The sequence below is a fragment of the Microcoleus sp. AT3-D2 genome (assembly GCF_036705715.1).
GTDB lineage: Bacteria > Cyanobacteriota > Cyanobacteriia > Cyanobacteriales > Microcoleaceae > Microcoleus.
The window spans coordinates 65,429-89,210 of sequence record NZ_JAUBVE010000008.1; the positions used below are offsets into that span (position 1 = coordinate 65,429).

14 protein-coding genes are annotated in these 23,782 nt (G+C 48.1%); 3 read left to right on the forward strand and 11 right to left on the reverse strand.

Going from position 1 to position 23,782, the window contains the following annotated elements:
- Positions 1-195 precede the first annotated feature (195 nt).
- Positions 196-690, reverse strand: a complete 495-nt coding sequence (locus tag QUB44_RS05560) for a DUF427 domain-containing protein (protein WP_333364147.1) — start codon at positions 688-690, stop codon at positions 196-198.
- A 113-nt stretch (positions 691-803) separates the two neighbouring features.
- Here QUB44_RS05560 and QUB44_RS05565 point away from each other — a divergent pair, with 113 nt between their 5' ends.
- Together QUB44_RS05565 and QUB44_RS05570 are read left to right on the forward strand one after the other, a co-directional pair.
- Complete coding sequence (locus QUB44_RS05565) at positions 804-2,084, forward strand: GH25 family lysozyme (RefSeq protein ID WP_333364150.1); 1,281 nt, start codon at positions 804-806, stop codon at positions 2,082-2,084.
- A 682-nt stretch (positions 2,085-2,766) separates the two neighbouring features.
- The gene (locus QUB44_RS05570; RefSeq protein ID WP_333364153.1) at positions 2,767-4,725 is read left to right on the forward strand and encodes a cation:proton antiporter domain-containing protein; all 1,959 of its coding nucleotides are present in this window, start codon (positions 2,767-2,769) and stop codon (positions 4,723-4,725) included.
- Positions 4,726-4,774: 49 nt separating this feature from the next.
- Here the strand turns inward: QUB44_RS05570 and QUB44_RS05575 are convergent, their stop codons facing one another.
- From QUB44_RS05575 to QUB44_RS05605, 7 genes are all read right to left on the reverse strand, one after another.
- Positions 4,775-7,834 (reverse strand): CHAT domain-containing tetratricopeptide repeat protein, encoded by a 3,060-nt coding sequence (locus QUB44_RS05575; protein ID WP_333364156.1) that lies wholly within the window; start codon positions 7,832-7,834, stop codon positions 4,775-4,777.
- 318 nt (positions 7,835-8,152) lie between these two features.
- On the reverse strand, positions 8,153-9,874 hold the full coding sequence (locus QUB44_RS05580; protein ID WP_333364160.1) for a S8 family serine peptidase: 1,722 nt from the start codon (positions 9,872-9,874) through the stop codon (positions 8,153-8,155).
- Positions 9,875-10,167: 293 nt separating this feature from the next.
- Positions 10,168-10,698: a hypothetical protein gene (locus QUB44_RS05585; RefSeq protein ID WP_333364163.1), complete on the reverse strand. Its 531-nt coding sequence runs from the start codon at positions 10,696-10,698 to the stop codon at positions 10,168-10,170.
- 619 nt (positions 10,699-11,317) lie between these two features.
- Positions 11,318-14,374, reverse strand: coding sequence for a tetratricopeptide repeat protein (locus QUB44_RS05590; protein WP_333364166.1), 3,057 nt, complete (start codon positions 14,372-14,374; stop codon positions 11,318-11,320).
- A gap of 35 nt (positions 14,375-14,409) precedes the next feature.
- The gene (locus QUB44_RS05595) at positions 14,410-15,252 is read right to left on the reverse strand and encodes a DUF928 domain-containing protein (RefSeq protein WP_333364168.1); all 843 of its coding nucleotides are present in this window, start codon (positions 15,250-15,252) and stop codon (positions 14,410-14,412) included.
- 258 nt (positions 15,253-15,510) lie between these two features.
- Positions 15,511-17,493, reverse strand: a complete 1,983-nt coding sequence (locus tag QUB44_RS05600; RefSeq protein WP_333364171.1) for a CHASE2 domain-containing protein — start codon at positions 17,491-17,493, stop codon at positions 15,511-15,513.
- A 95-nt stretch (positions 17,494-17,588) separates the two neighbouring features.
- Positions 17,589-18,260, reverse strand: a complete 672-nt coding sequence (locus tag QUB44_RS05605) for a response regulator transcription factor (protein WP_333364173.1) — start codon at positions 18,258-18,260, stop codon at positions 17,589-17,591.
- A 313-nt stretch (positions 18,261-18,573) separates the two neighbouring features.
- On the opposite strand from QUB44_RS05605, the gene QUB44_RS05610 reads away from it, so the two are divergent.
- The gene (locus QUB44_RS05610) at positions 18,574-19,392 is read left to right on the forward strand and encodes a class I SAM-dependent methyltransferase (protein WP_333364176.1); all 819 of its coding nucleotides are present in this window, start codon (positions 18,574-18,576) and stop codon (positions 19,390-19,392) included.
- Between the two features lie 544 nt (positions 19,393-19,936).
- Here QUB44_RS05610 and QUB44_RS05615 read toward each other — a convergent pair.
- The 3 genes from QUB44_RS05615 to QUB44_RS05625 all read right to left on the reverse strand — a co-directional run bounded on the left by QUB44_RS05615 (position 19,937) and on the right by QUB44_RS05625 (position 23,573).
- A complete protein-coding gene (locus tag QUB44_RS05615) occupies positions 19,937-20,536 on the reverse strand; it encodes a Uma2 family endonuclease (RefSeq protein ID WP_333364179.1) in 600 nt (199 codons plus the stop codon).
- A gap of 117 nt (positions 20,537-20,653) precedes the next feature.
- Entirely contained in the window at positions 20,654-21,253 is a 600-nt protein-coding gene (locus QUB44_RS05620) for a Uma2 family endonuclease (protein ID WP_333364182.1), read from the reverse strand.
- A gap of 79 nt (positions 21,254-21,332) precedes the next feature.
- Entirely contained in the window at positions 21,333-23,573 is a 2,241-nt protein-coding gene (locus QUB44_RS05625; RefSeq protein ID WP_333364185.1) for a phosphoketolase, read from the reverse strand.
- Between the last annotated feature and the right edge of the window lie 209 nt (positions 23,574-23,782).

Consider the following 23,782-nt stretch of genomic DNA (forward strand, 5'->3'; position numbering starts at 1 on the left):
CATTTTTTTACTGTGGGCTTTTTGCGTCGTAAGAAAAAGATTTCAGAGCCATTCCTTAACTCATTCACGGCGCTCACAAACTCAAGAAATCTGGTTTTTATTTAAACCGAGTCGAAGCTGTAATGAGGTTTTGCGTAAAAAAAAACGAGGTTTCTGTCGCTGTTCTCAACTCAAAACTCAAAACTCAACCTTCCCTCACCACCCCCACGTTCCTGGCCCTCCCTTAAACGGGCCGACAATATCTTTGGTAATCCAGCCGCCGTAAAAATCCCCAGGTTGAGATTGCACTAATTCCCCGTCCACATAACAGGCATCCATCTTGCTCGGATAAAAAGCCACATAATCTTTAATAGCTGCAAAAACCTGATTGGGATTGGGATAAAACCAAGCCGCATTTACTACTTCTTTCGACTCTACCGTCACAGTGTAATAACCGGCTTGTCCCTTCCACTCGCACCAAGAGCCGCGTAAAGTTTTGTGCAAATATTCCATTTTGATGTCATCGGGGCAGATATAGTAGGCAGGAGGGTGGCTGGTCTCCAATACCCGCTGAGGACGGCGCGTGTCGGCGATCGTCACTCCATTAAAAATTATCTGTACGTGTTTGGTCGATTCCTCAAGCCGAGGGGGACGCGGGTAATCCCAAACAGACTCTTCACCAGGGCCGGGCTCTATTCGATCGAAATTCATTTGCACAATTTCCCCTGCAAAAAAAACAATTAGCGACTTAGCATTACAATTTAATGTACCCTTAATCGAGTCGCTGCTTCAGAGCAAACCAGCTTTCCTCAAATCTTCGTCATATGAGTATTCGCGGTATAGATGTTTCCGACTACCAGCCCAATGTCAATTGGCCAGCAGTTGCCCGGGATGGTATTACCTTCAGTTTTGTCAAATCGACCGAGGGTGCAACGTTCGTTGCCCAAACTTTCGCCCGCAATTGGGCGGCGATGAAAGCGGCGGGGATTCAACGCGGTGCTTACCACTTTTTTCAACCTGCAAGCAGCGTTCAAGGGCAAATAGATTTGTTCTTGAAAACTGTAAAACTCGAAGCCGGCGATTTGCCACCAGTCTTGGATATCGAAACTACAGGCGGTTTGAGTGTGGATCAATTGTGCGATCGAGCCGCTATTTGGTTAGAAGCAGTCGAAAAAGCCACCTTGATGCGGCCGATTATCTACACCTACCCCGGTTTCTGGGACAACCTGGGGACAAAACGGTTTGCAGATTACCCACTGTGGATTGCTCACTATACCAGTGCTGAGGAACCTTGGGTTCCCGGGGGCTGGAAAACTTGGACTTTTTGGCAGTACAGCGACAGCGGCAGCGTCTCCGGCGTATCGGGCAATGTAGACACCAATATTTTTGAAAGCGTCCGAGAAGGCGCCCTAAGTTATAAAGTTGCAGACATCCAGAAGGAATTAAGAATTAAAGGTTTCTATCAAGGCGCGATGGACGGTAAATTTGGAGCTACCACTACAGCGGCGCTCATCTCGTTTCAGAAATCTCAAGGTCTCAAGGCAGACGGTATTGCCAGCCTCAAAACCTGGGCCGCTTTGATGCGAAAATCTCCCAAAGTAATTGTCCCTCCTCCAGCGCCGACACCCGTCCCGCAGCCGACTCCTGCTCCGACTGCCACTCCCATCTCAGACGTGCGGCTGACTCAGGTATTCTCGTCTTATCAAGCTAAGGCTAGCCAAGATACGGCCTTAATTTGGCTGCAAAGTCAAGTTTCTACCTCTGTTTTAGGGGAATTTGCTCAAAAATGGCGGGCAACTACCTTACCTCAAGACAGTAATTTGCGATTGATAGATGTGGGAAAATTTTATCGCGGTTTAGCACAACAAGACCAAGCTTTAGATTGGCTGCAAAAACAAATTTCTCCGGCTATTATTACCGAGTTTGCACAAAAATGGCGAGCTCAATCTATTGTCAATAATTCTCCGATTCGGCTGATAGATGCGTGCAAATTTTATCGGGCCGCACCCCAGCAAAACCAGGCTTTAGATTGGCTGGAAGGGCGAATTTCGCCGGCCATTCTCTCGGATTTTTTTCGCAGGTGGCAGAATGCCAGTCGATTATAGATTATAGATTTGAGATTTTAGATTGACTCTACAGATGAATCTTGTGATGTAAAATTTTAGAGGGGAACTCTACTCTAAAGATGAGTGTGGGAGCGATCGATTAGATTATAGATTTTAGATTGACTCTACAAATAAATCTTGGGATTTTAGAGTTTTTTTAGATGGAAACTCTACTCTAAAGATGAGTCTGGGGGCGATCGATTTGAGATGTGAGCTTTTTAATTGGAGATTGACCGAAAGCATCCAGGATACAAGCCCCCGGATTCATTCCGAAAGCAGACTCAGGACCCAGAAATAAAAAACCTGTATCCGATGAAACTTGCCCCCCGAATTTATCCGTGGGGTCAAGGCTTCAAATCTAAAATCTAAAATCTAAAATCTAAAATCTAAAATCAATTGACTCCCCATCGAAATTCGTCAAATCCTCTCCCTCTTTGCCCGCATCCCCATCGGACTCTCGAACATAACAGACAATCTCTGGCTTAGCTACAGCTTACTCCCATCTTTGACGCCAAGAGAATTATCTGATAAAGTTATAGCGACTATCAAGGTTTTTTAATCTTATTGGGAAAAATCCAGGGCCGTGCCGAGTTTGTAAGCTGCGCCGAAAATAGCGCCTGCACTCCAATTACCCGCGATCGAACATTTAAAACTAAGCGGGCAGCCTGTAACAACTATATCTATGGAAATCCCCTTTAATACCACACTGTTGATTGTCATGACCGTCATCTGTGGCATCAGCGCTCAAGTTCTCGCCGCCTATCTGAAAGTTCCGGCGATCGTCTTTTTGCTGTTGTTTGGCATTTTAGCCGGCCCAGACTGCTTGGGAGTGCTGCACCCGAATCTGCTGGGCAGCGGTTTGGAAGTTATGGTATCCCTTTGCGTAGCTTTAATTCTGTTTGAAGGCGGCTTGAATTTGGAATTGCGAGATTTGGGCAAACTTTCCGGCAGCATCCGCAATTTAGTTACCGTAGGCACTTTAATTACCCTAATAGGTGGCGGAATGGCCGCACACTGGTTGGGGGAATTTCCCTGGCCGATCGCATTTCTGTATGCTTCTCTAGTAGTCGTCACAGGCCCGACAGTAATCGGCCCTTTGCTCAAACAAGTATCTGTTGACAAAAAAGTTGCCGCCTTGCTAGAAGCAGAAGGCGTTTTAATCGATCCAGTCGGGGCAATTCTGGCAGTATTGGTGCTGAATATTATTTTAAACGGCAATGCTGATTTGCTCGTTTTGTTCCGAGATTTAATCGTGCGACTCTTCGTTGGCGCACTCGTCGGAGTTGTGGGAGGTTGGCTGCTGGGATTCCTTCTCAAGCGATCGCAATTTCTCTCCGAAGACCTCAAAAACTTAGTAGTGTTAGCCAGTTTATGGGGATTTTTCGGCTTAGCAGAAGAAATCCGCAGTGAATCGGGACTGATGGCAACAGTCCTCTCCGGCATCGTCCTCAGAGCCGCTGCTGTGCCGGAAGAAAGGCTGCTGAGGAGGTTTAAAGGTCAACTGACAGTCCTGGCTATTTCCATGCTGTTCGTGCTGCTGGCGGCTGATTTATCCCTCGCTAGTGTGGTCGCCCTCGGTTGGGGAAGTTTGTTTACAGTTTTAGCTTTAATGTGGGTAGTGCGGCCGATCAACGTTTGGGTGTGTACTTGGAACAGCGGACTGAATTGGCGGCAGAAATTATTTGTTTGCTGGGTAGCGCCGAGGGGAATTGTATCAGCGTCGATCGCATCTTTATTTGCAATTTTGCTCACCCAGCGGGGAATCAACGGCGGCGACTCGATTAAAGCCTTAGTCTTCCTAACAATTATTATGACAGTTTTCGTCCAGGGACTAACGGCCGGACGGATGGCTCAACTTTTGGGCGTCACCTCAAAATCGGCAACCGGTGCTGCAATTGTCGGGTCAAATCCTTTGAGCAGATTAATTGCTCGCTTGTTTCAAGAACGCGGAGAATCGGTGGCAATTATTGACACGAACCCGGAAGCTTGTGCACAAGCAGAACGAGAGGGTTTGCGGGTGTTTTTGAGCAGTGCTCTGGACCACAGCGTGTTAGAAGAAGCCGGACTGGAATCGATGGGAACTTTTTTGGCAATGACTAACAACGGCGAGGTAAACTTAGTGTTAGCTCAGCGAGCAGCCGAGGAGTTTGCACCGCCGAGGGTTTTGGCAATATTCCCCAAAGATCCGCAAGCAAATACGCCTGCAAATCCGACTAAAATCAATCAAGCCTTCGTCTCCGATTTGTCGCTGAAGGATTGGAACGAATATTTAAGCGATGGCGAAGTGAAATTGGGGGAAACTGAGTTAAAAACAGAGGGATTGCAGTTTCAGATTGCTCACTTACAAGCTTTGGTTAAAGTCGGGGAGTTGGCGCCGTTGCTGGTGGAAAGGCAGGGATACTTGCAAGTAGTGTCGGCGACCCAGATTTGGCAAGCAGGCGATCGAATTATTTATTTGCTGTACGATCGCAAACCCCAATTATTGAAAAGATTGTCTGGTTCGTCGCAGTCTCGCTTGACTTTGGAAAAGCATCAGGTAGTTGAGAAAGTGCCAATTCCTGCTCCGGTTTTAGAGGAGGTTTTGGAGTCAGCAAAAATAGTCCCGGAGGATGAAATTTTGCAGCCGCCAGTTTCGCGGTAAGGGTTAGTATTCCCGATCGTACTCTGTAATCTGCTTGTGGCGATCGTCCTTACTCTGCCTCCCCAATCAAAGTAAATGCCGCCCAATTTCGCGGCTGGGGATGAGTTTTCATCGTGGTTAACATTGCCTGCCGCAATGCCTGTGCTTTGTCGGGATTATTTTGCAAATTTTGATAAAACGACTGCATCAATTCCGATGTCGGCGCATCGGGAACCGCCCATAAAGAAACAATCACGCTGGGAACGCCTGCCGAAATCAAAGCGCGTGACAAGCCAATTACCCCATCCCCGGTAATTCTGCCGAATCCAGTGTTGCAGGCACTCAAAACGACTAAGTTTGCTTGCAGTTTCATGTCAAAAATCTCTTCTGCGGTCAATAAGCCGTCATCTTTGCCAGAAGGAGCCAGGGCGATCGCACTTCCCAATCCGTTTACATCATCCAGCAATCCATGCGTTGCCAGGTGAATAATCGATGCTTGGGGCATTTTTTGGACGATCGCAGCTTTTGTCCCTTGAGCGCCTAAGATCGCTTGAGTATTGAGCAGAGGGGCGATCGCGATCGCTTCAGCTTCAGCCCCTGGTAGAGGAGACAATTGCTGTTTCGGTTCTCCCAGAGAGAGAGACACACTCGGCATCGTGGGATTGCCCAATACTAGAGCCGGGCCGCTGTTAGCTGGCTTCTGTGCTAGCTTCTGTCGTTGTTGTCGAGTCAAATCCAATACTTGAATCGAGGGGGCTGTGAGAATCGTGTGTTTTTCGATTAAGTAAGTGCCGTTGGCATCTTGCAGGGCGGGAAAAGGCACCTGGAAAAGCGATTTTTGGGGAATGAATATGACATGGGCATTGGGGTCTTTGGGGAGGAAGCTGGCAATGGGATCGATCAGCAGTTGATGCAGTGTCGGTAAGTCGGGTTGGGGTTGGGTGGAGCCAAGACTGCTGCGACTGCGAACAGCTAGGAATTCTTGATTGCCAATAATTAAGTTGGCTAGGGAGGCGTTGTGTTTTTGCCAGAGGGGTTTGAGGTCTACCTCGCGGAAGGCGATTTCGCCCGTGGGTTGAATCACCCAAATGTAAATCGCAGATTCTCGCCCTACTTGTTTGCCCTGAATCTCGAAGCTGTCATAAATGATGGAATACTGCACCAAAGTGGCGTTCTGTGCTTTGGCGATTTGTCGGATTTGATCCTGGTTGGGAGCAGAGGCGATGACCGGATTGGCATCACCAGTTGATAAACGCTCTGTCAGGAGATCGACAAAGGCACGAGCACGTCCCCGTTCGGCAATTTCTAAAGCGGCATTGGGGTTATTCTGAGCTACCCGGACTTGTTGTAAAGTCCCATAAGTGCGAGCTTGTCTTTCAAAGATGGAGACTTTATTCGCGTCGTTGGAGCCGAGCATTTGACGCATCGATTCCCAAACTTGAATCCCATTGACGAGCATTTTTTCAGCTTCTGTTGGGTTGCCAGCCTTTAAGAATGCTGCTCCGAGGTTGTTGAGCGCCATACCTTCTCCAAGGCGGTCTTTAATTTCGCGGGCGGTGGCTAAACTCTGCTGTGTATACTCAATGGCTTTGGCATAGTTCCCCACAGAGAGGTAAGCGCCTCCCAAAATGCCCAGTGCATCCCCTTCTCGAAGGCGGTCTTTAATTTCACGGGCGATGGCTAAACTCTGCTGTGTATACTCAATGGCTTTGGCATAGTTCCCCACAGAGGCGTAAGTGCCTCCCAAATTGCCCAGTGCATTCCCTTCCCCTTGGCGGTCTTTAATTTCACGGGCGATGGCTAAACTTTGCTGCCCATATTCAATCCCTTTGCCATAGTTGCCCAGAGAGTTGTAAGCGGCTCCCAAATTGTTCAGTGTTCTACCTTCACTTCGGCGGTCTTTAATTTCACGGGTGATGACTAAACTCTGCTGTGAATACTCAATCCCTTTGCCATAGTTGCCCACAGAGCCGTAAGCACTTCCCAAATTGCCCAGTGCACTCGCTTCCCCTTCGCGGTCTTTAATTTCACGGGCGATGGCTAAACTTTGCTGTGAATACTCAATGGCTTGGGTATAGTTGCCCAGATCCAGGTAAGCGATTCCCAAATTGTTCAGTGTTCTACCTTCACTTCGGCGGTCTTTAATTCCACGGGCGATGAATAAACTCTGTCGCCCGTATTCAATGGCTTTGGCATAGTGGCCCACAGAGTGGTAAGCATTTCCCAAATTGAGCAGTGCATTCCCTTCCCCTTGGCGGTGTTTAATTTCACGGGCAATGGCTAAACTCTGCTGTATATACTCAATGGCTTTGGCATAGTTGCCCACAGAGGCGTAAGTGCCTCCCAAATTGCCCAGTGCCCTACCTTCACTTTGGCGGTGTTTAATTTCACGAGCGATGGCTAAACTCTGCTGTGTATACTCAATGGCTTTGGCATAGTTGCCCAGATTGAGGTAAGCGACTCCCAAATTGCCTAGTGCTACACCCTCGTTCTGACGGTCTTTAATTTCACGAGCGATGGCTAACTGTTGCTGTGTATATTCAATGGCTTTGGCATAGTTGCCCAGAGAGAGGTAAGCACCTCCCAAATTGACCAGTGCCGCACTCTCGCTCTGACGGTCTTTAATTTCACGGGCGATGGCTAACTGTTGCTGTGTATACTCAATCCCTTTGGCCGAGTTGCCCACAGAGGCGTAAGCACCTCCCAAATTGCCCAGTGCCCTACCTTCACTTTGGCGGTCTTTAATTTCGCGGGCGATGGCTAAGTGTTGCTGTGTATACTCAATGGCTTTGGCATAGTTGCCCACAGAGGCGTAAGCACCTCCCAAAAGGCCTAGTGCATTTCCTTCCCCAAGGCGGTTTTTGAGGGCGCGATAAATTTGCAGTGCCTGTTGCCAGGAATTCAGCGCTGCTTGGAATTGCCCAGTCTGATATTGTTGGGTGCCCTGCTGCAAGAGCCGATCGCCCTCTGCTTCACGAGCATCCGTAGTTTGAGCGATCGCTGGGAAGAGAGAGTCAGGAGTAGTTAATAGGGGGATAGTGGCAAGCAGGAACAGGGAAATGGAAGCTAGGAAAACATGAGTGAGCCTAGAGTGGGTTGATTTGAGTCGCTTAAATGGGGAATACAGCATAGGATTCTAGAGTTGGAATTTAGAGAATTAGCCCGATCGCTCTTTCTGCCCTCGTCGTGCGATCGCCTCAATCTGCCACAGGCGATCGACTTTCATAGAAGCTTACTCTGTCTCCCCAATCTCGCCGCAGGGATGGGAACTCTAATCTGAATTAGACGACAATTTTAGCGATCGGGCGATCGGTTTGAATCAAACCATTATCCACTGGCATAGTCAAATCCAACATCAAAACCTGGTGTGTTTAGATCGTCCATATCCAGAGCCGTCTCCTCTAATGCTCGATGAATGTCAGCAGGACTTAAGTGGAAATTTGCAATGCTATCCTGTCAACCCATTTCGATTAGCTGTTGTCGTCAAAATGTACTCAACTTGAGCTGGAGTTAAAGTCGGATTGGCATTCAAAACTAAAGCCGCTACACCCGCTACCTGTGGCGTTGCCATAGATGTGCCACTTCTGACTTCATAATCCTCATCAGGAGTGGTAGAAACTATCTCTACTCCCGGAGCAACTAAGTAATCTAAAGGTCTGAAACCCGCCCGGTTAGAGTTATCAGCCATGCGGCCTCTTACATCAATGCTGCCCACTGCAATTCCCAAGCTATCGGCATTACGAGCTGGATAAACTGGTTGGATGTCACCCGAATTTCCGGCTGCCATAAACACAACAGAGCCTTTGTTATTTGCATACTGAATTGCGTTATTTACTAAGTTGGAAGGGATCAACTCATCTCCCAGAATACTAAGGTTAATTACATTTGCTCCATTATCTGCAGCATAGCGGATTCCAGCAGCAACATTATTCCACTCGCCGGAACCAAAGGCGGGCAATACTCTGACAGGCATAATCTTAGCATTGGGCGCAACTCCTGTGATGCCAAAATCATTTCGTTCCGCCGCGATCGCACCTGCTATGTGAGTCCCGTGACCGTTGAAACTCATATCCATTGGGTTGTTGTCGCTAGCCACAAAATCCCAACCCCGAATATCATCAATATATCCGTTGCGATCGTCATCAATGCCATTTCCAGCAATTTCACCAGAGTTCCGCCAAATATTGTCATCCAAGTCAGGATGGGTGTAGTCAACACCAGTATCTACGACAGCTACAACAATCCCATTTCCTGTAATGTTCTGATTCCAAACTTCCGGTGCATTTATGACATCTAGCGCCCAATTAGTCCCGCCCAAATCGGGAAGAGCAGGGAAAGGAATTGAACTGTTCAAGGTGCTGGAAACTGCTGCATTTGCATTCACCAAACCGTAGCCGTAATTACTATTAAAAGGGCCGCTAGGTGTGGGAATATTTAGTTCAGGAATAGAGGTTGCAGAAAGATTAAGGTTGTAATTAGTAGAGCTGCCTAAGAAGCTATAAACTTGGACATAGTATGTTCCTGGAGCCAGATTGGATACATTAATGACATCGGGGACGGTGCCACTCTCAAGAGAGTAGTCAATAGTTTCCCCAAAATCAAAAACACCGTTGCGGTTTCTATCTTGAATTAACCTTACGTCAGCATCCGCTCTCAAACCGTCTAGACGCAGGTTAAAATTGCTTTTAGTGTTGATATCGAATCGATAGAAATCGTCCCGATCGCCTAGACCCACAAAATCAGTTAAGCTGATGCTACCATTCTGAACGCCAAAAATATTACGAGCTGTCGAAATAGAGTTACCTGGATCGGCGAAATTCAACTGGGAAGCAGAAATCATTCCTGTTAGCGGATCTGCGTTTGCGATCGCCGATTCTGACTGCGGTTTGAGTTGATCATCGGCGACATCGCCAGTAACTCGATCGCTCGCAGGGAAACTGAAGCCAGCGCCTGCATTAGCTACAATAAAATCTGCTATCTGTGCCTGTTGGTCGAAGCTGGATGCTGTGGGATTAGTCAAGCTAGATTCAGCACTATAACCAGGAATATTCAATGGATCGATCGCTGGCTTGAGCAAGTCGCTGTTAGCCGGAAATGTTGATGGGGCGAGATCCTTTGGCTGTTGATTGAAATAAAGGCGATCGTTAGGATTGGTTGTGATGTCTAACATAATTTAAAAACCCCGATATTTTGATTCATTCTTTAATTAAATCTTAAGCAGCCCCAATGGAAAAATCATTCGTTCTACCCACAGACTTAATTAAGTATTAGGTGCAAACTAGATTGCGGGAAAGTGCAAGTTATGTGAATATGTAGCGTAGATGGTTCACTGCCATCAGTTTTGAGATTGAAGCGCGATCGCGAACAAAGATGCATTCCACAGTCCGCCAGGGAATTAATTCCCTGTCTCATAGCGCAAGTCCTCTCAAAGAGGACTGAAGAAGATAACTCATTAGTCCTCTTTCAGATATAAATGAATTCAACTATCAAATAGAAATATTGATCTTCCTGAAAGCGAGCTAACAGTTCCGGTAAGCGATCGGGCATATCTTCATCTTCCGCAAGATAAGTATCGCTAAACTCGGTACTTACCAAATGTTCGGTAATTCGGTAACACATTCGCAGTTTGCTGTCCAGCATCGGATCTGGCGGTACGGGGGGTTGACTTTTTTGTACAGATTCCGACTGCACGCTTTGCTGTGCCACTCTGATCGCGGACTCCCACAAATTTTTGTTGCGGACTCTTTCGTCCGGGTCGATAATTCCTGCATCTTTCAATACCTCTGTCAGCAATTTCCACAAATGATAAGCAACGTATCGCGCTAAGTAGCATATTTCATAGTTCCGCGCGATCGCATAATTATTCTTGATTTCTTGGTATGTCAAACCATCTAACACTCCTTGAATAATTGCTCGCTGTAAGCCGTTCAATGGTTCGCCTCTCTTTTCCTGTACCAGGTTATCTAGAATGTTTGTAGCTGATTCTGCATTCATAAAGTTACGCAGTAAGTTGACAGTTGACAGTTGACTTAAATCTTAAGCAACCCAGATGGGAAAATCATTCGTTCTACCCACAGACTTGATTAAGTATGAGGTGCAAAATAGATTGCGGGAAAGTGCAAAGTATGTGAATATGTAGAGTAGATGGTTCACTTCCATCAGTTTTGAGATTGAGACGCGATCGCGAACAAAGATACATTCCACAGTCCGCCAGGGAATTAATTCCCTGTCTCATAGTGCAAGTCCTCTAAAAGAGGACTGAAGAATATAACTCATTAGTTCTCTTGCAGACAAGATTTACGCACTCCGACCAAAGAAACCGGGTTTTTTACCGAATCTGCGAGTCATAACCAAATATTTCGTAAAAAACCCGGTTTCTGGACACCCATAATGTCGCTTTTAGGCGAATCTAGATCCCCCTAAATCCCCCTTAAGAAGGGGAGTAGGGGTTGACTTTGAATGTTCTTGTTCCCCCTTCTTAGGTTGGGGAACTTTGACAACTTCTTGTCCCCCCCTTCTTAAGGGGGGCTAGGGGGTATCTGGATTTAATAGTTAAACAGCAGTCCCCGATCGCGATAAAAATATCGATATCCAATCCATTATTAATAAAAACTTACTCTGCCTCCCCAATCAAAGTAAATGCCGCCCAATTTCGCGGCTGGGGATGAGTTTTCATCGTAGTTAACATTGCCTGCCGCAATGCCTGCGCTTTGTCGGGATTATTTTGCAAGTTTTGATAAAACGACTGCATCAATTCCGATGTCGGCGCATCGGGCACTGCCCATAAAGAAACAATTACACTCGGCACTCCTGCCGAAATCAAAGCGCGTGACAAACCAATTACTCCATCCCCGGTAATCCTGCCTTCTCCAGTGTTGCAGGCACTCAAAACGACTAAGCTTGCTTGCAGTTTCATATCGAAAATCTCTTCTGCGGTCAATAAGCCGTCATCGCTACCAGAAGGAGCAAGGGCGATCGCACTTCCCAATCCGCGCACATCATCCAGCAATCCATGCGTTGCCAGGTGAATAATAGATGCTTGGGGCATTTTTTGGACGATCGCAGCTTTTGTGCCTTGAGCGCCTGTGATGGCTTGGGTATTGAGCAGAGGCGCGATCGCGATCGCTTCAGCTTCAGCCCCAGGTAGAGGAGACAATTGCTGCTTAGGTTCTCCCGGAAAGAGAGACACACTCGGCATGGTGGGATTGCCCAAGACTAGAGCATTACTACTGTTGGCTGGCTTCTGTACTAACTTCTGCCGTTGCTGTCGAGTCAAATCCAACACTTGAATCGAGGGGGCGGTGAGAATCGTGTGTTTTTGGACTAAGTAAGTGCCGCTGGCATCTTGGAGGGCGGGGAAAGGCACTTGGAACAGGGAACCTTGAGGAATGAAGATGACGCGGGCATTGGGATCTTTGGGTAAGAGGCTGGCAATGGGATCGATCAGCAGTTGATGTAGTGTAGGTAAGTTGGGTTGGGGTTGGGTGGAGCCAAAACTGCTGCGACTGCGGACAGCGAGGAATTCTTGATTGCCAACGATCAAGCTGGCTAGAGAGGCGTTGTGTTTTTGCCAAAGGGGTTGGAGGTCAACTTGGCGGAAGGTAATTTCACCCGTAGGTTGAATTACCCAGATGTAGAGCGCGGATTCACGCGGTTCGCTTTTTCCCTGAATCGGGAAGGCGTCGTAGACGATCGAATACTGAACCAAAGTGGCATTCTGTGCTTTGGCGATTTGTCGGATTTGCTCGCCGTTGGGAGAAGTGTTAATAACCGGATTGGTAGAACCTGACGATAAGCGCTCTGCCAGCAGATCGATAAAGGCACGGGCACGTCCCCGCTCGGCAATTTCTAACGCTGCGATCGGGTTATTTTGAGCCACCCGGACTCGTTGTAACATCCGATAAGTGCGAGCTTGTCCTTCAAAGATGGAGACTTTATTCGCGTCGTTGGAGCCGAGCATTTGACGCATTGATTCCCAAACTTGAATCGCATTGACGAGCATTTTTTCAGATTCTGTTGGGTTGCCAGCCTTTAAGAACGCCGCTCCCAGGTTGTTGAGCGCCAGACCCTCCCCGTCACGGTCTTTTATTTCCCGTGCGATGGCTAAACTCTGCTGTGTATACTCAATGGCTTTGGCATAGTTGCCCAAATAGAGGTAGGTACCTCCCAAATTAACAAGTTGCTGACCCTCCATTTGGTGGTATTTAATTTCGCGGGCGATGGCTAAACTCTGCTGTGCATACTCAATGGCTTTGGCATAGTCGCCCAGATCGCTGTAACCGGCTCCCAAATTGCCCAGTACCTTACCCTCCATTTGGGGGTCTTTAATTTCGCGGGCGATGGCTAAACTCTGCTGTGTATACTCGATCCCTTTGGCATAGTTGCCCAGAGAGAGGTAAGCACTTCCCAAATTACCCAGTTGCTGACCCTCCCCTTGGCGGTTTTTAATTTCGCGGGCGATGGCTAAACTCTGCTGTGCATACTCAATGGCTTTGGCATAGTTGCCCAGAGAGTCGTAAGCGTTTCCCAAATTACCCAGTTGCTGACCCTCACTTTGGCGGTCTTTAATTTCGCGGGCGATGGCTAAACTCTGCTGTGCATACTCAATGGCTTTGGCATAGTCGCCCAGAGCGCCGTAAGCGACTCCCAAATTGCTCAGTGCTGCACCCTTTATTTGGCGGTCTTTAATTTCGCGGGCGATGGCTAAACTGAGCTGTGCATACTCAATGGCTTTGGCATAGTCGCCCAGAGCGCCGTAAGCGACTCCCAAATTGCCTAGTGCCGAACCCTCCCCTTTGCGGTCTTTTCTTTCGCGGGCGATGGCTAAACTCTGCTGTAAATACTCAATGGCTTTGGCATAGTTGCCCAGAGATTGGTAAGCGGTTCCCAAATTGCCCAGTGCATTCCCTTCCCCGTAGCGGTCTTTAATTTCGCGGGCGATGGCTAAACTCTGCTGTGCATACTCAATTGCTTTGGCATAGTTGCCCAGAAAGATGTAAGCGGGTCCCAAATTGCCTAGTTGCTGACCCTCCATTTGGCGGTCTTTAATTTCGCGGGCGATGGCTAAACTCTGCTGTGCATACTCAATGGCTTTGGCATAGTTGCCCAGAGAGATGTAAGCACCTCCCAAATAGCCCAGTGCCACACCCTCCATTTGGCGGTTTTTAATTTCGCGGGCGATGGCTAAACTCTGCTGTGAATACTCAATGGCTTTGGCATAGTTGCCCAGAGAGATGTAAGCACCTCCCAAATTGCCCATTGCGAAACCTTCACTTGGGCGGTCTTTAATTTCGCGGGCGATGGCTAACCACTGCTGCCCATACTCAATGGCTTTGGCATAGTTGCCCAGAGAGTGGTAAGTACCTCCCAAAACGCCTAGTGCCCCACCCTCCCTTTGGCGGTTTTTGAGGGCGCGATAAATTTGCAGTGCCTGCTGCCAGGAATTCAGCGCTGCTGGGAATTGGCCGGTCTCATAGTGTTGAAGCCCCTGCTGCAAGAGCCGATCGCCCTCTGCTTGACGAGCATCCGTAGTTTGAGCAACAACCGGGAGTGAAAAATGGGGAGGAATGTAAAAGCCAACAGACAAAAGGCAAAAGGCGAGGGGAAAAAGAAAGCCCGATCGCACTTTACGATCGCTGGATTTAAGCAGTTTTAGCGAGAAAGATTTCATAGGATTTAGTCTTTGGATTGCGAGGGTTAGCGCCGTCATTGTCGCTGTTGTTCGATCGCCCTAATTTGCCGCAATCGATCGCTCCAGTCTTTCAAAGGTTCGGCTTCCGAACTAGCAAGAGCATCTAGCAATTCCAGCACAGCCGCTTGGCTTTGAGAAGTCTCAGAGGCTTTCCGCGCTTCGGCGATCGCGTCATACCACAGCCCAGACTCCGCATACAGGTCGATCCGCTGTTGGGGAGTTTGCGCCGCTGCAAGTTGAGTCTGCAACGACGCCGCAGGCCCAACGACTTGGATTTCTGCCGTCGCCACGACATTCCTCGAAGGAACATTCGGATCGCACACCAACACCACTTGCCACTGATAGGATTGCCCGATCGACAGTTGGGGCAGATTTGAAGGCAAAGCAACCGACATAATCCCTGGCTGACTCTGCATCTCGGTTCTGTAAAGCAGTTGTCCCGATCGAGTAAACAGCCGGAATTGCAGCGGACGAGGAGTGCGATCGGGTACAAACCAGGTAAAAGTCGGATGCCCAGAAATCGTCTCTCCCACATGGCTAAACGGCACTAAGGCAGTCAATCTCGCCGATGAATTAGCTTCGCAACTGCCCCCGCGAGTGGTATTCGTCCCCGTTTCTTTCGGTTTAGAAGGGTTTTCAGGAGGAGTGTATTGTGCCAGCGCTACAGGAGCGATCCAGAACGAAACACTCAGCATTAAACTCGCAATGCCCGCAGAGTAAACGGTTCGACGCTTCAACTCGTGAGTCATCATCGCAATCCCCTGTGTAACTATTTCTACAGTAATCAACAATACACAAACACAATAGAGGACTACCCGCAAGCGTTGTTTGCGGGAAGGTGCAAAGATATTGGGCATCGGGCATCGGGCATCGGGCATCGGGCATCGGGCATCGGGAATAGTCCAGGACTATTGGTGACAACTTAAGCCTGAAACCCTATGTATCTCTTGCTGCTAGCCGAGTATCGATCGCCCTAAATCCCCCGCCGGAGGGAGACTTTGACCAAGTTCTTGTCCCTCCCTTAGTAGGGGCGGTGCCCCGTGCCCGCCCTTGGCTAGGGGCGATCGAACCCTAACCGTCTTGACGGTTGATATAACAAGCGTGAGCCACACCGATCACCAGAACCACCGCCGTTTTGCTGGCCAGGTTAACTCGCACACTGTCCCCTTCGGTTGATTCGGGTAGCGCCGAAATGCTCCACCTAACTGTTTGGCTAAGTTCTTTGCAAGCTGGGTTCCTAATCCTGAAGGTTGGATTTTAGGGTTTGAATCTTCGGTTGTTTCCTTGTCTCGATCGATTTGGGCCAAGCTAAGCGTTTCTGACTGAGACGGTTTCCCCCTACCATTATCCGCCACCCGAATCACCTGCCGATCGCCTTCTTGAGTGCAAATTACGGTCAAGCGAGTAGCTTCGATCGCGTGTTTCCCCACATTGCAGAGCGCTTCTTCCAGAAAGCGGCAGAGTGCTCGCTTGTGTTCCAACCGCAGATGCGAGGTGTTCAAGGGATCGAACTGCACAATTTTGAACTTGATCGTTTTGAGGTAAGGCAGTTCTTGTTCGAGCGTGTTGGAATAGACCTTGTAGAGCAATTCATGCAATGGAGCCTGCAGGGCCAATTCGATCGCACTTCCCATGCGGAGATGCGGTTCATCTGCGATCGCGTCTCGTTGCACAGAGCCGTAAACTGCCCGCAATTCTTGATTCAATCGTTGCAACTCCGGTAGAAATAACGGCGGTGTGGCTTGTTCTTGAGCAGTTCTCAAAATCCCAACCAATGTTTGTAACGGGCCGCTATGAATTGCATTAAAGGTCTGCTCGATCGCAAATTGACGTTCCTCCAACCGCAGTCGGAGTTCCTGTTCGTGGCGATAAAATAACGCTGCCGTCAACCCAGCCCCATTCAACACGAGTACGAGCAATACAGGTACGATCGGCACCCACCATCCCAAAAGAATGAACCAGTAACAGAGCGCGATCGGGCTAATGCTGGCGACTAAGAGCCCGATCAAAATTTTCCAGGGCGATCGCAGAAATCGTCCCAAACTCATCCCCAAGAGTCCCCAGACCGCAATCCAGAGCGTTTCCCAGCTCTCCCCCCAAACCTGAAGCAACGGTCGCCGATCGAGTACCGCGCTAATCATCTGGCTGGTTTCGTGGGCTTGCATTTCGACTCCGTAAATCCGTCCGGGATTGATACCTGCGATCGCACCCGAACTTGCCAAATCCTTCGCGCTAAAAGACATCATCCCAATCAGCACAATTTTGCCTCGAATCCAGTTCGCATCTACTTGTCCTGCCTTGATTTGCTCCAGGGAAAGCACGCGAAATGGCATTGTCCCGCTGCGAACATTCAGTAAAATTTGGTTCCCGCCTGCATCCGCCCCCACATATCCGCCAGAGTTTGACTGCACTCTGGTAAATTCAATGCTGCCAAAGCGCATCGCCTCCCGATCGCGAATTCCATTACCTAGCTTAATTCCTCGGGTTGCTAAATAGAGTTCTGCCAGCCGGATCGCGAAGGAAAAACGGTATTCCTGTCGATCGTTGTTAGTGCCCAATAAACTGCGGCGCTGGTAGCCATCCGCATCGAGTACGAAATCTGCAAAGCCAACCTGTTCGGGTGGTAGTGCGGGCGGAGGTGCGACGGTAAAGCCACTGCGATCGGGCAAAGCAATCTCCACTCCGATCACATTCTTGCTGCTGCGAAACACCGATGCCAGTTCAGCATTACCCGGTTCAACCGGAATATCGCGGACAATATCCAGCCCGATCGCGATCGGTTGATACGTTTGCAACCGTTTGAGTAAATGGGCTATATCGCGATCGGGAATCGGATAAGTTCTAGCGCGTTGAATATCCTCCTCAGTGATGCCGACAATTACAATCCGTTCATCCATTGGCTCAGGAGGACGCAAGCGCAGAAATCGATCGAACGCAACCAACTCCCAAAACTGAAGCGCACCGCTCAATCTAGCCATCATCACAGCGACAATCACCATCAACCCTGGAAGTGCTCCTCGTCCCCAAGTCGTGACGCCCGCTTTCACTGCTTGTTTTCGATCGCGCTTCATAATAATGTCCGGTTGAATAGTTATCATACTTTTGTACGACTGTTTAGCCGATGCCCGATGCCCGATGCCCGATGCCCGATGGCCGTACAGGATTTATAAGTAATTAACCAGACTTGATATCACTAATCAATCAATCCTTCTTCCCTAGCTCGCACTTCCGTTTGAATCCGCAGATTCTTATCACCATCCTTATACACCTCTAGCACATCTCGAATCTTAGTCCAGTAACACTGCACAGTGCGTTCAGAAACATTCATCCGTTTGGCGATCGCAGTATCCTGCAAGCTCTCGTGAAAAGCAAATTGCAACACCTGCATCCAGGCGGGTTTGAGTTGCAGCCCATTGCGGATCTCTCTGGGTGTATAAATCCGCTCATGCAGCGCCCAATCAACCATTGCTAGCAAGTCTTTCATCGGCTGGCTCTTATCGACAACTGTGAAGCCGCCCATGTGATTGTCGATCGACGGTTTCAGCCAAACTAAAGTCCGAACATGGGCACTCTGCACCACAATATTCAGGCTCGGATACTGCTCCATCAACGTTTTGAGGAGTTGAAGCCCTGAATTTGCTTGCGCTATTTCGCCGATCGTCTCTGGCATCACCAGATCCACAATCACCAAATCCGGGGTCGTCTGCGCTATTTGCTGAAGGGCTGCCTGAGCAGTCGGAGCCGTCAGAATGTCTGCCTCTGGATATTCTTGCTTCAGAATGTTAAGCGTGCCACCTAACACCATCGCATGGTCATCCACAACTAAAAATGTTCGTTTCTCCGGTTGAGGTAAAGTCTGGGGCATAGTTAATTCGTTGCCACACAACATCGTCAGTTTAGGTAATCCGTCAACCCATTTTAGATTTGGGATTTACGATTTTCGATTTTCGATTTGTGGCCTAGTTGAAACTAGGGGCTTTAAACCGCTGAAATTCTCATTCAAAATCCCAAATCCCAAATCTAAAATCGTCTCGGTCATCTTCTTACAATAGAGGAATTACCTGGCTCCCGTCCTGCATCTGTCCGCAAACTGGGGTTGTGGATGTCCGCAACGAGAATTGCGCTAAAGTGCAGTTCTATTATAATTGAGGTGTCCAAGCAAGAAGAAAGATGATTTTATGGCAGCCGAAGGTTCGTATCAAGCCAGCACGTACAATCTGGAACTTGACGCAGAAATTCAGCGGTTAAAAGCTCAAGTTCTCCTCAGTTGGGAAAAGGAAGCGCGCACTTTAAAGTGGTTCGGTTTAGCTGACGGCATGAATGTTTTGGAAGCTGGAAGCGGGCCGGGATTTTTTACCGAAAAACTGTTACAATTGCTGCCAAACAGTTCGGTAACAGCGGTAGAAATTGACCCGGTACTGCACGAAAAAGCAGTAGCATATTTGCAGGACAAAGGGGGCGATCGAGTAGATCGCATCCAAGCATCGGTTGCGGATACTGGTTTGGCGGCTAATACTTTCGATTTTGCGATCGCCCGTTTGCTGTTCGTTCACCTCCCAGAACCCGTCGCAGCAGCTAGAGAGATATTTCGCATCTTGAAACCGGGCGGCAAACTGGTGATTATCGATAGCGATGCGGATCTGTTTTGGCTGACAAATCCACCTTGGTCAGTCGAGATTGTCCGGGAGAAATTCAAGCAGGTAATGGCGTCGCGGGGCGGCGATTTATCGATCGGGCGAAATCTGTGCCGCATTCTCCAAGAAGCTGGGTTTGGTAGCGTTGATTTAGAAGCGGTTGTCAGCCATAGCGATATCATCGGAATTGAAGCGTTTGAACCTCTGCTTGACTCCGGGCCCATTTTACAACTGGTCAAACAAGGGTTGATTTCCGAGTCAGAAATAGCCAGCTATCTGGTTTCGCGGGATGAGTTTGTCGCTGCGGGCGATCGATCGATGATGAGTTTTTGGTTGATGGCTTGCGGAGAAAAGAATCAATAAAATTAAGACAAAATTTTCACAAAATATTGATGTTCCGCCGCAGCAAAACCTCTAGCACTGTCGCTAAACTCCCAGCTAACAAAGCAAATTTATCTAAGATTAAGACAGGAAAAACTGCAGAATAAATTATCCCCTCAGCATTAGGTTAAAGCTGCACGTATAGCTCTAGAATCGTATCATATCAAATCCGCTAGCATCGTCCTGCTAAAATCGAGTCAACAGTCAACAATCACGGACGGTGCAACCGGAATTGAGATAATTCATCTGCGTTAATCTGTGTTTATCTGCCCTCATCTGCGGTTAAAAAAAGAGAATTTCTCGGGCCGCAGATGACAAGGGATGGACACTGATTCACGCAGAGGTCGATCAGAGAGATAGGAATAATTTAGTAACTTTACACGTACAAATCTAACCAATCGTTGGAGCCGATCGCGCAAAGGTTGTTTTTGATAGCCCATGGTTGTCTGTCACATTTTAGCTTAACCAATCAAGTCGTTAGCGAAGCCCTCGTAGACGATCGCACTTTTTACCAACTCCTCAGCATTCAACCCACTTCCCGAACCCCATTAAGAAACTCTGTCCTAGCCTCAATCCTTGAAGGCATTAAAACACAACGTACCAACAATTCTAAATCCAATTCCGGCAGCAAGTCACTTCTTGAAATTTGCTCATAATTATCCTCGCGCAGCCCATAAACAGAAAGCCGATTATTTTCCCAAAACCAGACTTCAGGAATGCGAAGTCGCAGATATTTAGCTAGTTTAATTGTACTCCCGCTAGTAATCGTTACCTCCACGGCTAAATCGGGATGCTCTTTTATTGAACCTATATAATAAGACTCGTCTGGTTCAAATGATACATCTCTTGCCCGGTCTCTGCGAGTTGCACTTCCTACAGGAATATATTCAATTCCCATTTCACAAAAGTAGAGTTGTAGCAAAAAATTAAGAATACAACTGATTGTCTCATGTGCTTCGCCCAGTGTCATAAACTCGATCCACCCATCAAGATAAGTTATCCGCAAACCAGAAGAATCTGCCATTAAAGATTCCAGCGCCTCAAATTGCTCCCAAGTATAATAACCAGGGAGAACCAATCGCTGTTCCGCAAGCGTAACTATTTCTTCTAAAACTTTTGCTGTCATGATTGTATAGTTGGAAGTTAGGAAAAAGTAGAAATTCTCCCGGCTAAAAACTGGGAGATTCTCGCATTATAACTTAACCAATCAGGTCGATCGCACTTTTTACCAACTCCTCAGCATTCAAGCCACTTCCCGAACCCCATTAAGAAACTCTGTCCTAGCCTCAATCCTTGAAGGCATTAAAACGCAACGTACCAACAATTCTAAATCCAATTCCGGCAGCAAGTCACTTCTTGAAACTTGCTCGTAATCATCCTCGCGCAGCCGATAGACAGCCAGCCGATTATTTTCCCAAAACCAAACTTCAGCAATACGAAGTCGCAGATATTTAGCTAGTTTATTTGTGCTACCGCTAGTAATCGTTACTTCCACGGCTAAATCGGGATGCTCTTTTCTTGAACCTATATAATAAGACTCGTCTGGTTCAAATGATACATCTCTTGCTCGGTCTCTGCGAGTTGCACTCCCTACAGGAAAGAATTCTATTCCGAGTTCAAAAAAGTATGCTTCCAGTAATATAGCGATCGCTTTTTTAAAGCTTTCATGTACTTCGCCCACTGTCATAAACTCGATCCACCCATCAAGATAAGTTATCCGCAAACCCGGAGAGTCTGCCATCAAAGATTCGAGATCCTCAAATTGCTCCCAAGTATAATAACCGGGGAGAACCAATCGCTGTTCCGCAAGCGTACCTATTTCTTCTAAAAGTTGTGCAGTCACAGGTATCACCATCCTATTTTAAATATTACTAGCCCCTACCCAGTACAAACCAGGCAGGGGCATTCTCTCACATTCTAACTTAATGAACTAGCTCGATCGCCCTTTTAGTCAACGCCTCAGCAGTCAACCCGTTAAACGCCATTAATTGACCAGCACTAGCAGTAGTTTCCCCCCGCTTCCAAGCGAAAGTATCCCGCTTGCAATTGCTGCGGAGCATCACAGGTTCCAACATCCCAGAAGCACCGCCTGTCACGCCAATCAAGGCATCTCCGCCAAACATTTCGGCAAATTTCTCATCGCTCAAAAAGCCGCCGTCAGCTTCCGAACAAGTATCCCAAGCAACATCGCCTTCACGGTACAAACGCCGGGGATTCACAACAGAAACAATCCGCACTCCAATCCCTTCTGTTTCCAAAAATGCCGCGGCTTCAAACACTGGCATTAACGTCATGTCGCCGACAACTGCAAACACAACTTTCTTGCTCCCTCCTTGATTGTGGGCAGCTTGGGGGGAATCGACTTCGTGCAGCACTATTGCGCCGTCTTGCAAACCTTGGCGAGTCTGTTCAAAAGTAGTGCGAATTGGCAGCGGCGACTTGCTTGCAGTAATCACAACTCCCTTATTTTTAGCAGTCAAAGCCCACTCGTAACAAGCTTGAATACTGTTAGCATCGGGTGGAAACAAAGGAAACACATTTCCGTTCCGCATCATCGCCGCAAAATAAGCCTCAATTTCCGGCCGCTGGTGCGTCCAACCGTTGCGGCCCTGTTCCAATGCACCCGCTGTAAATAAGGTGACAGTTGCCGGAGTTGGACGGCGCAATTCTGCCATTGCTTGGGTGACAGTTTGCCAAATTGGTAAACCGTTGATGGCAAAAGATTCGTAGGAACACCACAAACTCCGCGCTCCAAATAGCGATAAACCTACAGCTAAACCAGCGCAAGCATCTTCGCTCAACGGTTCGTAAACTTGACCGTTTGGCGATTGATTGTACAGGTCATCTGTCGTCGGGTGAATAATCTTGAGAGCTTGGTTGATATTGGCAATTGCCGATGCTTCATTGCCATCAGCATTAGTGACAATAAAAGTACGATCGCGCTCGCCAACTTTCCCTACCAAAACGCCCATTGCTGTGGTCGAAATCTTCGCTTCTCCCCCAACTGCAAATTCTTCCAAAGGCAATTCGCCTAAATCTGCCAGCGGCAATGTAAACTCAGTAACAACTGTTTTTGCCGCCGGCCCGCCGCCCGCACGCTCGCAATTTGTCCGCACCAACTGCCAAGCAGCAGCAGTCAAAGCGCGCTCTTTTAAAGCACTGATAATGTGCGGAGCATCCAGCGTATCTTTCGGATAAAGGTTGTGAGATTTTGCTCCGCGCGCGTGGACGCCGGCACCTTTCAACTGTTTGATAATAAACACAGTTAATTTGCCGCCGAGAGCAGATTTTGCCGCTTTGTCAACTCCTTGTAACACAGCTTTGGTAAATGCCATCCGCTGTTCGAGCGAAAAAGCAGTGCTGTCAACATAATCTTCGGGTTGATTTTTATCGTCAAATTCCTTAGCATCAACTAAGATAACTTCTTCAAAACCGTTGCCTTGCCAATAAGCAATCATTTCAGCATTAGTTTTAGTCGAAACCATGCTGTGATGTTCCTGAGAATATCCGTTCCAAACCAACACAGGCAAAAAGTTAGTAACGCTGGGATAAGCAGTGTGGAAATGCGCCATGCTGCTCATCGGATAGGGTTCGCCCATGCCGCCGTCACCCATTGTGAAAGCAAACAGTTTTTCGCGGTGCAAAAGCGCTCCAGCCATTGCGAAATGCTGCCCTTGTCCGAGGGGGCCTGCCGGTGCTAAAAGGCCGGGAATGAAACCGGAAAGATGTCCTAACAAACCGTCTTTTTCTCGGAATTTATCGCGCACTTGCTGCACGTTGAAAATTCCCATATCTTCCAAAGATCGATCGAGAAACATGGCACTGTAAAAGCCGGGGGCGTGATGGCCGACTTCGGTGACAATGTTCTTGTGTCCGAGCATTACGAGCGCTGCGTAAGCCTCAGCTTGGCTAGCAAAACCCCCCGGATGTCCCGATGCCTTGCTGGCGGTGACTTGCAGTGTCAGGTAACGCAGAGCGTCTGCTCCCAGCATCGTTTGAAAGACGGCGACGGGATCGGCAGGATCGGCGATCGACTTGCTCCCCTCGGCGATCGCAGGTGCTTTCCCGTAAGTCTCAAAACCAGGGAGTGTTTCCGAAAAATATTGAATGCCTTCGCAAAAAGCGGGCGTTGTTGACGTTGCCTGCGGGGTAGTTGCTGTCATGCTTGATACCTAAAAAATTTGAATTCGATTTACGAATGTAAGAGTAATTTTATAGCTTCCGCGTTCCAAAAAATCATGAGTTCTATTATGTCAGTGATAAATAAGTAAAATATCTCACTTTGTCAGCTAATAAGTAGTTGTTTGAGAACCCCGACTTTTTTAACAAGTCGGGGTTCTGTGTTTACCTATTACTAATCCCTCTAAAATCT